This is a genomic window from Enterococcus sp. DIV1059_2, assembly GCF_051713685.1.
Classification (GTDB): Bacteria; Bacillota; Bacilli; order Lactobacillales; family Enterococcaceae; genus Enterococcus_D; species Enterococcus_D casseliflavus.
In genome coordinates this window covers 2354669-2367628 of the sequence record NZ_JBIOQK010000001.1, presented here as the reverse complement: position 1 = coordinate 2367628, position 12960 = coordinate 2354669, and the positions used below count along the sequence as shown (strand labels likewise).

16 protein-coding genes are annotated in these 12960 nt (G+C 39.5%); 8 read left to right on the top strand and 8 right to left on the bottom strand.

Annotation, left to right across the window (positions count from 1 at the left end; translation table 11 throughout):
* Window positions 1-11: 11 nt before the first annotated feature.
* The 3 genes from IGI72_RS10980 to IGI72_RS10970 form a co-directional block, all read right to left on the bottom strand.
* Window positions 12-983 carry a diacylglycerol/lipid kinase family protein gene (locus IGI72_RS10980; protein ID WP_422704068.1) on the bottom strand — a complete coding sequence of 324 codons (972 nt, stop codon included), beginning with the start codon at window positions 981-983 and terminating at the stop codon, window positions 12-14.
* 473 nt (window positions 984-1456) lie between these two features.
* The gene (locus tag IGI72_RS10975) at window positions 1457-1702 is read right to left on the bottom strand and encodes a hypothetical protein (RefSeq protein WP_015509962.1); all 246 of its coding nucleotides are present in this window, start codon (window positions 1700-1702) and stop codon (window positions 1457-1459) included.
* 16 nt (window positions 1703-1718) lie between these two features.
* Window positions 1719-2240 (bottom strand): hypothetical protein, encoded by a 522-nt coding sequence (locus IGI72_RS10970; RefSeq protein WP_438754189.1) that lies wholly within the window; start codon window positions 2238-2240, stop codon window positions 1719-1721.
* A gap of 389 nt (window positions 2241-2629) precedes the next feature.
* Here IGI72_RS10970 and bsh point away from each other — a divergent pair, with 389 nt between their 5' ends.
* On the top strand, window positions 2630-3604 hold the full coding sequence (gene bsh / locus IGI72_RS10965; RefSeq protein WP_266166360.1) for a choloylglycine hydrolase: 975 nt from the start codon (window positions 2630-2632) through the stop codon (window positions 3602-3604).
* A 60-nt stretch (window positions 3605-3664) separates the two neighbouring features.
* Here the strand turns inward: bsh and IGI72_RS10960 are convergent, their stop codons facing one another.
* Window positions 3665-4192, bottom strand: coding sequence for an FUSC family protein (locus tag IGI72_RS10960; protein ID WP_015509959.1), 528 nt, complete (start codon window positions 4190-4192; stop codon window positions 3665-3667).
* Window positions 4193-4582: 390 nt separating this feature from the next.
* Between IGI72_RS10960 and IGI72_RS10955 the strand changes: the two genes are divergently transcribed.
* The gene (locus IGI72_RS10955; RefSeq protein WP_438754187.1) at window positions 4583-5281 is read left to right on the top strand and encodes a sunset domain-containing protein; all 699 of its coding nucleotides are present in this window, start codon (window positions 4583-4585) and stop codon (window positions 5279-5281) included.
* 237 nt (window positions 5282-5518) lie between these two features.
* Here the strand turns inward: IGI72_RS10955 and IGI72_RS10950 are convergent, their stop codons facing one another.
* Window positions 5519-5962, bottom strand: coding sequence for a hypothetical protein (locus IGI72_RS10950; RefSeq protein WP_284591606.1), 444 nt, complete (start codon window positions 5960-5962; stop codon window positions 5519-5521).
* A 542-nt stretch (window positions 5963-6504) separates the two neighbouring features.
* Here IGI72_RS10950 and IGI72_RS10945 point away from each other — a divergent pair.
* Window positions 6505-7014 carry a QueT transporter family protein gene (locus IGI72_RS10945; RefSeq protein WP_005229760.1) on the top strand — a complete coding sequence of 170 codons (510 nt, stop codon included), beginning with the start codon at window positions 6505-6507 and terminating at the stop codon, window positions 7012-7014.
* A gap of 85 nt (window positions 7015-7099) precedes the next feature.
* Here the strand turns inward: IGI72_RS10945 and cbpA are convergent, their stop codons facing one another.
* Window positions 7100-7738 carry a cyclic di-AMP binding protein CbpA gene (cbpA, locus tag IGI72_RS10940; RefSeq protein ID WP_005229762.1) on the bottom strand — a complete coding sequence of 213 codons (639 nt, stop codon included), beginning with the start codon at window positions 7736-7738 and terminating at the stop codon, window positions 7100-7102.
* Between the two features lie 155 nt (window positions 7739-7893).
* Here cbpA and rpmG point away from each other — a divergent pair, with 155 nt between their 5' ends.
* The 4 genes from rpmG (at window position 7894) to IGI72_RS10920 (ending at window position 10509) form a co-directional block, all read left to right on the top strand.
* Window positions 7894-8046 carry a 50S ribosomal protein L33 gene (gene rpmG / locus IGI72_RS10935; protein ID WP_005229764.1) on the top strand — a complete coding sequence of 51 codons (153 nt, stop codon included), beginning with the start codon at window positions 7894-7896 and terminating at the stop codon, window positions 8044-8046.
* A 12-nt stretch (window positions 8047-8058) separates the two neighbouring features.
* Complete coding sequence (gene secE, locus IGI72_RS10930; RefSeq protein WP_005229766.1) at window positions 8059-8229, top strand: preprotein translocase subunit SecE; 171 nt, start codon at window positions 8059-8061, stop codon at window positions 8227-8229.
* Between the two features lie 118 nt (window positions 8230-8347).
* The gene (gene nusG, locus IGI72_RS10925; protein WP_005229769.1) at window positions 8348-8890 is read left to right on the top strand and encodes a transcription termination/antitermination protein NusG; all 543 of its coding nucleotides are present in this window, start codon (window positions 8348-8350) and stop codon (window positions 8888-8890) included.
* Between the two features lie 128 nt (window positions 8891-9018).
* Window positions 9019-10509, top strand: coding sequence for a DUF1576 domain-containing protein (locus IGI72_RS10920; RefSeq protein WP_438754185.1), 1491 nt, complete (start codon window positions 9019-9021; stop codon window positions 10507-10509).
* 152 nt (window positions 10510-10661) lie between these two features.
* On the opposite strand, the gene sdaAA is transcribed toward IGI72_RS10920, so the two are convergent.
* Together sdaAA and sdaAB are read right to left on the bottom strand one after the other, a co-directional pair.
* Window positions 10662-11534: an L-serine ammonia-lyase, iron-sulfur-dependent, subunit alpha gene (gene sdaAA, locus IGI72_RS10915; RefSeq protein WP_010749448.1), complete on the bottom strand. Its 873-nt coding sequence runs from the start codon at window positions 11532-11534 to the stop codon at window positions 10662-10664.
* Between the two features lie 14 nt (window positions 11535-11548).
* The gene (gene sdaAB, locus IGI72_RS10910; RefSeq protein ID WP_005229781.1) at window positions 11549-12214 is read right to left on the bottom strand and encodes an L-serine ammonia-lyase, iron-sulfur-dependent subunit beta; all 666 of its coding nucleotides are present in this window, start codon (window positions 12212-12214) and stop codon (window positions 11549-11551) included.
* Between the two features lie 320 nt (window positions 12215-12534).
* Here sdaAB and rplK point away from each other — a divergent pair, with 320 nt between their 5' ends.
* Window positions 12535-12957: a 50S ribosomal protein L11 gene (gene rplK / locus IGI72_RS10905; RefSeq protein WP_005229787.1), complete on the top strand. Its 423-nt coding sequence runs from the start codon at window positions 12535-12537 to the stop codon at window positions 12955-12957.
* The last annotated feature ends 3 nt before the right edge of the window (window positions 12958-12960 follow it).

Here is a 12960-nt window from a genome sequence, read left to right as displayed (position 1 = left end):
GTATCGTTTTTTTATGGGCACCAGAATAGTTGTGAAGCCGTGGTAAAGGTAATATCAAAGGGGCGTTGCCCCATTTCCTCGCCATCTTCTTGTCCATGTTGAGGAACGGTGGAGATGATTCTCAGCTTCGAAGTGGAAAGATGGTGAAAGTAACGTGAATTCATGTGTTTCTTTTGCATCAGTAAGCCGATCAGCCAAAAAATCTTAAAAAGCGACACACGTTCGACAAGAACAAAATCAAACTTTTTCTCTTTGACTGAAGCAGTTGGGGCAATCGCCACACCGCCGCCAAAGTAAGGATGATTGGTCGTGGTACATAAAAAAGCTTTTTTGTAACTGAACTGCTGCCCATTGCACTCAACTAAGATCGGGAAGCCTTTTTGGCGAAACAAAACCCGAATAATCGCAGCAATATAGGAAAAGGAGCCAAGATTAAACTTATTTAGATTGCTTTTTGCCACAGAGTGATTGGTGGTATAGACGATTGCCGCATCAAGACCAATTCCGACATTATTAAGAGCAATGCCATTTTCTTCTTGGATCTGCTCCTCATAACGGATAATGGTCAATTCTTGAGGCTTCGTAGTACCAGCAATTTTCCAAAATGCTTTTTCTGGTTCCCGCGGCAACTCAATACTCCGAGCAAAATCATTTCCTGAACCAGCAGGGATATAGGCAACGGGGATTTGTTGTTGTTCAAGTTGTAACTCTGATACTACTTGGTGCAACGTTCCATCACCGCCGATAACCACCAATAATGGATAAAGCATCTCGCCATTTTCTAAATAGACCTCATCCCAAGGAATGAGGCGTTCTTTTAAGAGTTTTCGTGTGATCGTTCGTTCATCACCTGGAGACTTTGTTACATAGACTTGATGGGGGAAACGATGTTTTTTTACGATTTTTTGCACACGTTCCACCGCTTTTTTTCCTCGTCCACTGCCTGAGGCAGGGTTCACGAGGAAGTGATAATAATAGTTCATTTTATGAATAGCTCCATATCGTTTTTTCGTTCAATGCGATTAATTATAGCATGTTTCGACAGAAGGAGGGGGGACGATGCCTGAAAAAAAGAGCAAAAAAATAGATTCGACGATTGTGCTTTCTAGGTTCTCAAAGGTTCTTATGTCCACTTTGATCCTCAGGTAACGATGCCCATCGCCGAATCCTATTCAATTAGTAAGGAGTAACTCAAATTCCCACATCCTTTGTCTTTTATTCTAAGTTGACAACAATTCTTTTCTTGCAGAACCTGCTTCGTCTGCTTTACTGGGAATCCTTGCTCCTTACACTTACAGTATAGCAGGTTTTCCTATTTTAGCAATCGCTTACAATGTTTGTTTTTGTGCTTTTTAGAGAATTTTAAACTTTCTAAATGAAAGGTAAAGAAAAAAAGCAAAATCGATGGACAAACGATTTTGCTTTTAAAGTTTACGGCTCGAGCAGCCACGAAAGATTATTTTTTGGGATTTTTCACGAAAGTTAAAAGTAAAATTGGAATCACCAAAAATATAATCGCATTATTGATTATGAGCACATCTGAATTACTAAAATTTAATGGATTATTTTGCCAAGTTTGAATCATAAATCCCAGTAAATTATGAGTGTGAGCAATATAAAACAGAGCAGAAGTGCCTATCACATTTAAAATAATCGCGATAATGCTTAAGATTCGTACCAGTTTGATTAGTACTTTTTTCATCGCATTTCTCCTTTAATTATGGCTGCATTTCTGGTAAATTACCGAAAGCTTCTGTTAGTTTTACAGAGTCCTCCAAAATATCCATATAGATATCGTGATAGGCCCAGCCGTCACCTAAATCAGCAGCTTCAATTGCTTCTGTAGTCGTTTGTAATTCTCTCATCAAATCAGTATAATTGCGCATGATAGAGGTGTAGGCTGTTAAGTCATACGTGTCAGGATTCGCAATATAACCCTCCACTTCTGCAATCATTTCAGCGTACGTATCGGATAATTTTTCAAGTTGTACTTCTAAATCGTCAGCAGACACTTGATTCGCTTCGCTGTCAGTTTCTTCTTCAGAACTTTCACTGATGTCGGCATCAGAATCATCAGTTTCGTCTGAATCATCTATCTCTTCATCATCTTCAGATGGCGCCGTCCTGGTTTCTGTTGTTTGTTGTGAGGATTCGACAGTATCACTTTCCGCGTCTTCACTCGAGCAGCCAGCCATAAATAAGGCCGTTACCAACACAAATCCAAATAGAGTCTTTTTCATTTGTTTATCCCCTTTGTTCAAAGAAAACTATACTTTCTTTTTATAATTTTCGATGAGTTAGTATTTTTGTATTGTAAAAAAAGAACGGTTACCATTCTTTCCTAATACTCTATCTATTTTACATTTAAGCACTTCTTAAATAAAGAAATATTCCGATTTTTAATCATTATTTAACAATGTATACGTGGTAATTTTGTTAAATTTGAATAAATTTACGCTTTCATCGATGGGAGGACTTTCAAGGTAGCTGATTTTTGTTGTTTTGTAGTATTAAAACAATCATAATATATCTAACTATTTTTTTATTAATATTTCTTCCGTTTTACTTGTTAAAAAAATGCGATAGGAGTAAATTAAAGGTGTAAAAACTTATTTTAGGAGGAATTAGGATGTGTACTGCGCTAACGTATGTAACGAAGGATCATTATTTTGGCAGAAATTTTGATTACGATGTTTCTTATAAAGAAGTGGTGACCATTACTCCGAGAAATTACCAATTGAAATTTCGCAAAGTAAGTGAAATAGATCACCATTATGCGATGATCGGGATTGCTGCTGGAGTCGCTGAATACCCACTCTATTATGATGCGGTCAACGAAAAAGGCTTAGGTATCGCTGGTTTGAATTTTCCAGAAAATGCTGTATACAATGAGTTTCAAGAGGGGAAAGAAAATGTCACGCCTTTTGAATTCATCCCATGGATACTAGGACAATGCGCTACCGTGGAAGAGGCAAAAGCCCTGTTGGCGAAGGTTAATCTGGTAAAGATCAATTTTAGTGAAGAACTACCATTATCGCCATTGCATTGGATGATTGCTGATAAAAAGAGCGCCATCGTTGTTGAGAGTATGAGTGATGGTCTTCATATTCATGAAAATCCGGTCGGGGTCTTAACGAATAATCCGCCATTTGACTACCAGTTATTCAATTTGAATAACTACCGTGTGTTATCATCGAAAACACCAGAAACGCATTTTTCTGACAAGCTGGATTTTGATGAGTACAGTCGTGGAATGGGGGGCTTAGGTCTGCCAGGAGATCTTTCTTCGATGTCTCGTTTTGTCAAAGCGGCATTTACCCGATTGAATTCCGTTTCTGGAGAATCTGAATCCGAAAGCATTAGTCAATTTTTCCATATTCTAGGTTCTGTCGAACAGCAAAAAGGACTATGTGATACTGGAAATGAAAACTATGAATACACGATTTATACTTCTTGCTGCAATACAGACAAAGGGATCTATTACTATCGTACGTATGAAAATAGTCAGATCGTTGCAGTCGATATGAATAAAGAAGATTTGGAAGGCAATGTACCGATCGCTTATCCATTAGTTGAAGACCAACAAGTATTTTTCAGTAATTGATCCATTTTTAAAACCCCATCTCAATGCCGTTTTGAGATGGGGTTCTTTTTCTGCTTTGTTTCAAACCGAATCGCTCTGACTCGGTGTTGCCTTTGTTCCGGTAGTGCGTTTATTGGGGAATGGAAAAAAGCGATTTACCAGTATGGCGATCGTCATGCCTATGAAGCTGTCAATAATCCGGTTAAAGGCATACAAGTATGATTCAGTTTGAGGAATCATAAATAAAATCGTCAATAGTGTGGCACAAGCGCCAACTGTTCCCTCGGAGTAATCAAATTTGACCAATAAAGCGATCATCAACATGATCACTAAAGGGATCGCAATGATTTGTATAACGGACGAATGTCCGAAAAAGTTAAATATCGCAATACAAAACACGGAAGCGATTGCGCCAAAGCTGTTGCCGGCAATCCGATGTTTCCCGTATTTGACAGTGTTTTCATGGTCTTCTCGTAATGTGAAAACAGCTGTGATCGTCGATACAACATACGTTTCACGATTCAAAAGAAAACTAATCAAAATACATAGAAATACACTAATGCCAGTTTTTACATTTCTTAAGCCAAAGGTCAAGCCAAATAATTTCAATCATGCCATCCTCTCAAAACAATTTCAACGAAATAGATTATACCATATCGCAAGCACTCATATTTTAGAGTTTCAGAAAAATGAACAACGATTCTTTCATCGTGCGTTGAGAGGTAAATTCTACCAGTAGTCGAAAAGCTAGTTTTATCCTATGCACTTTTCAACTTTGAGTATTGAAAGGAATACAATAAGTAAACCTAACTTAAAATGAATTGATTTTCGCATTCCTCGTTTAAAGCTCCTTTCCATTTCCATGAGTGATCCTTCTTTTGATTTTTCAGTCCTGTTATCATTTATATAAGTTGTTTTGATAAAAAACTACTTATTGTTTATAAAAAGTTTGTTTTTTAGATATTATATTGAGATAATCAAAAATAAGGAGGGGATAAAATGAAAAAAGTTTCTGTATTACTTGTTTTCTTACTTGGTTTTGTTGTTTTTCCAGTGACAGTTTTCGCTGCTTCTTCACCGAGCGTGAGCTATCAAACGAATGTCCAGTCTCAAGGGTGGCAATCATGGAAAACAAACGCTCAGACGTCAGGGACTACAGGAAAAGGGAAGCGACTTGAAGCAATCAAAATAAAAATTACAAACGAAAAATATAAAGGAAGTATTGAATATAAAACATCCATTCAGAAACAAGGATGGGAAAAATCTTTTAGAAAAAATGGTGCGCTATCTGGTACAAGCGGTAAGGGGCAACGTTTGGAAGCGATCCAAATCAAACTTACCGGTGAGATCGCTAAGTATTATGATGTCTATTATCGAGTCAATGCACAACAATTTGGCTGGATGGGCTGGGCAAAAAACGGGCAGTCCTCAGGAACTTCTGGCTTTGGCTTTCAATTGGAAGCAATTCAGATCAAGCTGGTAAAAAAAGGTGGGAAAGCACCTGGAACGACGAATAATGGCTTTCGAGATGGACGAAAAAAATATGTAGATAAACGGGGCAAAGGGTTGATCAAAGGGTCAAAACAAAAGATTTATCACCTGCCGGGCAGTCAATACTATAAGAAAACGACCAGTACGATTCGTATGTTCAAGACAGAGGTGGAAGCTTACAAAGCGGGCTTTCGACCAGCTAAATAGAGGGGTGGCAGGCATTCGCTGAGTAAAAAAATCTGTGAAAAATCGCTTTGCCAAAAAGGGAACGATAAGAAAGGTATCTTTGAGCAAAAAGTAATTGAAGCGGCTGATTCATTCTAAACATCCCTTTCCATTAGCGAAAAGGGATGTTTTACGTATTCAAGATGATTTCTGTGCGTAGATCAGACGAATCTTAAAGTCATTCAGCACTTATCCTTTTATCACGCGATGCGCCTTCATTTAGCGAGGTTTCAACACAAAGCCACCATCTTCATCGTTCATTTCTTCGGTAGGCGTAAAAATAATATTTTTGCCATCTCTTTCAAGGGTAAAGAAGGTTGTATCATGTTCATTATCTGGGTTTTGCATCATCAGCTCATTTTCTTCCAGTGTATAATTCATCGTGTACTCAAACTGAGCTAAGAATTCTTCCACAAAAGCTTCACCAAGTTCTTCCATCTCACTCGCTGCTTCTGACTCGAGAGAGCTTGGATCGATACCAAAAGTTAGCTCGTTTTCAGTAAATGATACAGTCATAATAACCTCGTCTTCATCATCCTCTGATTCTGCGAGCCAGTCATTTTTTTGTAAATCTTCTTGCGTGACATTCTCATTATTATTCCCACAACCAACTGCAAAGACCAGTAGAAACAAAATACCAACACTAACCATTAATTTCTTCATTATTACACCTTTTTACTGTTATTTTTGTTTATCTTTGACTATATAGTAACATAAAAACTGTACGAATAACCGAAATAAAAAAATACATTCTTCATAATGAGGGAGGGCTTTTGAAAAAGGAGTTTGTTGACGCGTATGGCTTTTCTTCCGTGAGCCGATCAATGATTCGCGTGTGAATGGCAGCAAGAAGACAATCAACGTTCAGGTTGATCATAGTCATCCTAGCTTCTGTTTTCTTAACCGTAGTATTTCTCGCTTCACAAGGCATTAGAAAATCTGACGATGGATGCTGTATTGGTAGGCGAATAGTGCTAGAAAATGGGCGCTGCAAAGTTTTTCTTTGAATCGATGAATGAAGGAATTGAGGGTGCAATTCCATCTGTACAAATTTTTGTCAGGTGAATTCGAGGTGATTTGAAGATTAAATGGCTGGTTTAACATTGATATATGGCTATTAATGTGTATAATAAGTACTTGTGCGAAGCGCACCGCGGTTCATCAACCATCCCGCGTAATCAAAACTCGGAGAAAGTAGGGATCAAATGGAAAAATCAACAAATCTAACCAATCAACGTTTGCGTGTCGTCGCAGCCAATGGGATCATTATGGCACTTTATGTTGCTGTAACGGTTCTGGTCGCACCAGTCGCCTCAGGAGCGATTCAATTCAGAATATCTGAAGGGTTGAATCACTTAGTCGTTTTCAACAGAAAATTGATGTGGGGTGTCGTCGGTGGGGTTGTTGTGTATAACTTGTTCTTTGGAATGGGGATCTTGGATGTCGTATTCGGCGGTTTCGGAAGCTTTTTAGCCTTAGGAGCAACTGCCTTGGTACATAAGAAGATTCCAAATGTTTTCTTAAGACTCGCATTTAATACAATTGTTTTTTCATTAAGCATGTTCCTGATTGCGATTATGCTAAACATCACCTTAGCATTACCTTTCTGGCCAACCTTTGCAACAACGGCATTGAGTGAATTTATCGTGATGACGATCACTGCACCTGTGATGTATATCATCAATCGTGCCGTTCGTTTCGATAAACGCGTTTAAAAAAAAATCTTGTTTTTTGCTTTGATGGTTCTCAAAAAACAAGAAAAAAGATCATTCCTTTCTTTCTTAGGAATGATCTTTTATTTTATTCTGCTTTTAGGTCTTCGATCTCCACAACTTTGAAATTTTTTGCTTCCAGTTGAGAAACGATCTTGTCGCATAATTCTTTTGATGTGTTCGCTGGTAAAGTGATCATCGTACGACGGATAAATTCATCTTTACCGATATCCAGTGTGATACAGCTGGCAATACTGCTGTATTTTGCGATTATTTTTGCGATGACTGCTAAGTCGCCTTGTTGACCAGTTGATGCGATCGTCAACACATAGCTTCCTTGCTCAACACTCCATGACTGTGACAACATGTTCAACAAAGAACTGTGTGTCAAGATGCCATAAAATTGATTGTTTTCATCTAATACAGCAATATAAGGCAATTCTTTGATCGTGAAGAAAACGTTAAAGAAAGAAGAATTGACATAAATAAATTTGGTCGCATTTTTTAGTAGATAAGTGACTGGCAAAGTCATGTCGCCGCCGTTTGCTTTGTGGCGATAAATGTGCATTTTATAAATATTTCCTCTGAAAATCTTGCCTGATTCATCTAGGATAGGCACACAACGATAACCAGATTCTTCCAAAATTGCCAGCGCTTCTTCTAAAGTAGCTGTTTCTTTTACCGTTGTTAAATCGCGTTTTTTGTAAACCATTGTTTTTAATAACATAATTTTCCCTCCCAAATACCCATTTAACACCATTATCATACCACAAAATTAGAAGAAACTATATTTTTACGACAGAAAATCAAAAATTGACACATTCTTAAATAAATGGTATTTTTAGTGTTGGAAAACTTTATAAAAAGGGGGAGGACACTAAGATGGCAACAAAAAAAGCTGCTTTGGCTTGTTCTGTCTGCGGATCCCGCAACTATTCAAAATCAGTCAGTGAAGGTAAAAAAGGCGAACGCCTTGAAATCAACAAATTTTGCAAGTATTGTAATCAATATACGTTGCATCGTGAAACGAAGTAAGGAGGGAATCAAATGAAATTTTTGAAAAATGTTGTTGAAGAAATGAAAAACGTTTCTTGGCCATCGAAAAAGCAATTACGTAAAGATACCTTTGTGGTGATTCAAACAACCATTATTTTTGCATTGATGTTCTTTGTGATGGACACACTGATTCAAACAGTCTTCAATTGGATCCTAAAGTAAGACTTCTTACTGATAGCGCTAGTCATTTATCGCAAATCATGCTATAATCGCTTTGAGGAAAAACTTCGGTGCAGCTGAGGTTTTTTTATTTTACAAAAAGATGGGGAGTCCGAAAAAAATGGAATCTTTTGAAAAAAATTGGTATGTACTGCATACGTATTCTGGCTATGAAAACAAAGTAAAAGCGAACCTAGAGTCACGTGCACAAAGCATGGGTATGGGTGATTATATTTTCCGTGTCGTCGTTCCCGAAGAAGTAGAAACAGAAGAAAAAAACGGCAAAACCAAAGAAATCGTTCATAAAACATTTCCTGGCTATGTATTAGTTGAAATGGTCATGACGGATGAATCTTGGTACGTTGTACGTAATACTCCTGGGGTAACAGGTTTCGTTGGTTCCCATGGTGCAGGAAGCAAGCCAGCGCCTTTATTACAAGAAGAAATCAATTCAATTTTACGTTCGATCGGTATGAGCACTCGGACAGTTGAACTGGAAGTAGAAATTGGCGAAACCGTCAAAATCATCGAAGGTGCGTTTTCTGGTCTAGAAGGACAAGTAGCAGAAATCGATGAAGAAAAACAAAAACTAAAAGTGAACATCGATATGTTCGGTCGTGAAACGAGTACAGAACTTGATTTTGAGCAAGTAGATAAGATTTAACTACTGGATTCACTAGCAAGAATGACTCTTTTACGGTAAAATAACAGTAATGAGAATAAAGTGGACCAATTCGTTGGCCCACTTTTTTTCTCAAAATCAGTAAGCGCTTTATAAGAGGAAGGGGTCCTATGTCAAAACTAGTCACTTTTTTTAGAGTAAAGTTTCACAATGATTTTCATCCCCATGGTAAAGGGATGATCTCTGTACATAATGGATATAGCTTGTTATTTCTTTTCAATTTGCTGCTATTTTTCTTTGCTATGTTGTTTTTTGATCCAATGGTGGCAATCGAAGAGCTCAAGTTGATTTTGTTTTCGGAAAGTCATTTAGTCACCGATTATATTGCCATGACCTCGGTAGGAACGGCTTTGTTAAATAGCAGTCTGATGACCTTTGTAGCGATCTCGATTTGCTATCACTATCGGGTACCGATCACGGGCGGTGCAGTCTCTGCGATATTCATGGTGACTGGCTATGGCTTTTTTGGAAAGAATCTCCTGAATTTTATCCCAATATTTTTAGGCATTCGACTGTATTCGTATTTTATGAACGAACCATTGAAAAAATTTCTGTTGATCGCTCTCTATGGGTCATCGGTTTCCCCAATCGTCAGCTATTTTGCTTTCAATGATTCCTTACCACCATACTTTAGTCTAGTGATGGGGTATGGCATTGGGCTCTTCACCGGTTTTTTGATGGTTCCTATGGCCTTATACTTTCAAGCGCTGTTTCAAAGCGTCAGTCTATACAGTGCGGGATTTACTTCAGGGATGCTATGTACACTGGTCGCTGCCATCTGCCGAATGTTTGGCTTGACGATCGAGCTAAGAACATTAGTATCTCAAGAGCAGCAACCTCGATTGATTTTTATGATGCTGGTTTTAGGAGGGGTATTCGTCGGCTATGGCTTGTTGATGGCGATCAAGAAAAAACGATTGAATATGCGAGCGATTTGGTCGCATAGTGGCAAAATCGAGCGAGATATTTTAAGGGATACTGGCGTTTATAATACGATGATCAATATGGGGTTAATGACATTCTTGTTAGTGGCTTACGTTGTCAGTATTGGTGCGGTTTTAAATGGACCAGTTATCGGTGCGATCTTTTGTGTCATCGGCTTTTCTGCTTGTGGCTCTCATGTGTTTAACTCGCTGCCTTTATTGGCAGGGGTGACGATCGCCAATCTATTGAGCGTATACACCATCAACGAGACGGTTACAGTCACGTCAGCGATTTTTGCGATGATGCTCTGTGCAGTAACAAATGCCTATGGCTGGAAAGGCGGCTTGGTGGTCGGTTTTGTCCACGCCTCAATGGTACTGAATATTGATTTCTTACATGGAGGTTTGAATCTGTATAACAATGGTTTTTCTGGCGGGCTCGTCGCCATGATGATCATTCCCTTATTGGATCTCAGCAAACAGCTCTGGCAAAAATCAGCCGATCAGGCACAAGCTACCCAGGAAGAAAAACCACAAATGGACTTGAAAGCACAAGAAAGCGAGCAGCCATTGGTCACGTTGGATCAAACAGAAGGGAAACCTAAATTTTCCGAGCCTGTGAAGGTATTAAAACCCGTTGCCCAAAAGAAACACTATAGGTTAGGCGAGTGGGAGTAGAAAAACCGCCAATGTCGTTTGTTACTTGTTTAACAAGTGTGGATTACTTGTCTTTTCGTCGCTGGAAATCATGGGAAAATGAAAACCAACCAAGAACAAGCAACGATTGGTTGTTCTTGGTTGGTTTTTATTCGTGTTCGTTTCTAAAAAAATCAACGATTGGCTTCTAAGATTTCTGCCTGCAAGCGTTGGGCAGTCGGTGTCATGGCTAGACCGCCTTCAGCCGTTTCCTTGAAAATGCTAGGCATTTGGCGACCGACTTGATACATCGCTAAGACCACTTCATCAGGTGGGATAACACTTTCGATTCCTGCCAGTGCCATGTCGGCAGAGATAAAGGCTTGGGAAGATCCCAGGGCATTGCGCTTCACGCATGGGACTTCGACTAAGCCCGCGACAGGGTCACAAATCAAGCCCATCATATTTTTGAGGGTGATCGCCACCGCTTGAGCCGCTTGGTGAGGGGTGCCACCTTTTGCACAAACCAAAGCTGCCGCTGCCATTGCGCTAGCAGAACCGATCTCCGCTTGACAACCGCCTTCGGCTCCAGAAATCGAGGCATTGTTGGCAATCACTAGACCAAAGGCGCCGGCTGTAAACAAAAAGTCGACTTGTTGCGCTCGAGTCAGTGCCAAACGTTCACGTACGGCCATCAAGACACCAGAAACAACACCCGCACTACCGGCGGTCGGTGTTGCACAGATCAAGCCCATTTTCGCATTGACTTCGTTGACTGCAATGGCATTTTGGACCGCTTGTAGAATGGTTTCTCCGCTTAAAAAATCACCGGCAGCAAGGTAGTCGTTCATGCGTGTCGCATCGCCGCCGGTCAATCCCGTCACCGATTTTACACCAGCGACACCTTCAGCGACTGATTGTTCCATAACAACTAAATTCTTTTCCATGATTGCAAGGATCTGTTCGCGACTACGGCCAGTATTTTCAGCTTCGATCGCAATCATCATCTCTGCAACGGAAGGATAATTTTTACTCTCTGTTACTAATTCTTCTATTGTATAGAACATGTGCCTTTTCTCCTTTAATCAAAATACGCAGCGCTGTAAACGTGTGGCAAAACTTTGATTTGTTGCGCCAGCTGATCATTGCGCTGATCGACTTCGATGATCATGATTGCTTTATCACCGACAGCTTCTCTTGTTACGGTCATCGTACCGATATTGATTTGAGCCTCTGATAGTAAATTGGTTACTTTTGCAATCATTCCTGGAACATCTTGATGAACGATCACATAAGTTGGCGTACCCAGCGTCAGAGAAATTTTGAAGCCGTTAAGCTCTGAGATTTGAATATTACCACCACCGATCGAGATACCAGTGACAGAAAGTTTGTGGCTACCTTTTGTCAAAATCATCTTGACCATATTTGGATGTTCCGCTTTTTCTTTTTTAGGAACGAATAGGACTTCGATCCCTTTCTCATAAGCGATTTTTAAAGAGTCTGCTAGGCGAGCATCATCTGGCTCCATGCCTAAAAGACCGCCAACTAACGCAATATCGGTTCCATGACCGCGATAGGTTTTGGCAAACGATTCATACAAAAGGATATCAACACTGTCTGGCTGTTCACCAAAAATACTGCGAACGATTTTTCCGATCCGAGCCGCACCGGCTGTATGAGAACTGCTGGGACCCACCATGATGGGACCGATTATATCAAATACACTGCGGTATTTTAATTGTTCCATTTTTTTCACCTCGATAGTAGTAAACGAATAGGGAAGAATTCCAGTAGTAGTGTAGCATAAAAAAATGAGAGAATGAAAAAAGCAGACCAAAAGCAAGAGATTTTTATTTATTTTTTTATCGAAGGAATAATGAAAAGCGTTGGTGAGTATTTTTTCAAAAAAAAAACAGCTGAAAGACCTTGAATTATTCCTTAAAGATGCTATAATATTCCAGTGTGCTTTCGTCACACGTTTTTTGTGTGTGCACATGAATCACCAAAGTGGGAGGAGAAATTTGGATCTCCAATTAACCACATCACGGACTCAAGGAGGTATGTCTCGTGGCAAAAAAAGTAGAAAAAATCGTTAAATTGCAAATTCCTGCAGGTAAAGCAACACCAGCTCCGCCGGTAGGTCCTGCGCTAGGTCAAGCGGGTATCAACATCATGGGATTCACTAAAGAATTCAATGCTCGTACAGCTGATCAAGCAGGTTTGATCATTCCAGTAGTGATCTCTGTATACGAAGACCGTTCATTTACTTTCGTTACAAAAACACCACCAGCAGCAGTATTGTTGAAAAAAGCAGCAAACGTTGAAAAAGGTTCAGGCGAACCAAACAAAACAAAAGTTGCAAAAGTTTCACGCGATCAAGTAAAAGAAATCGCTGAATTGAAAATGGAAGACCTAAACGCAGCTGACGTTGAAGCAGCAATGCGCATGGTTGAAGGAACTGCACGAAGCATGGGGATCACTGTAGAATAATTA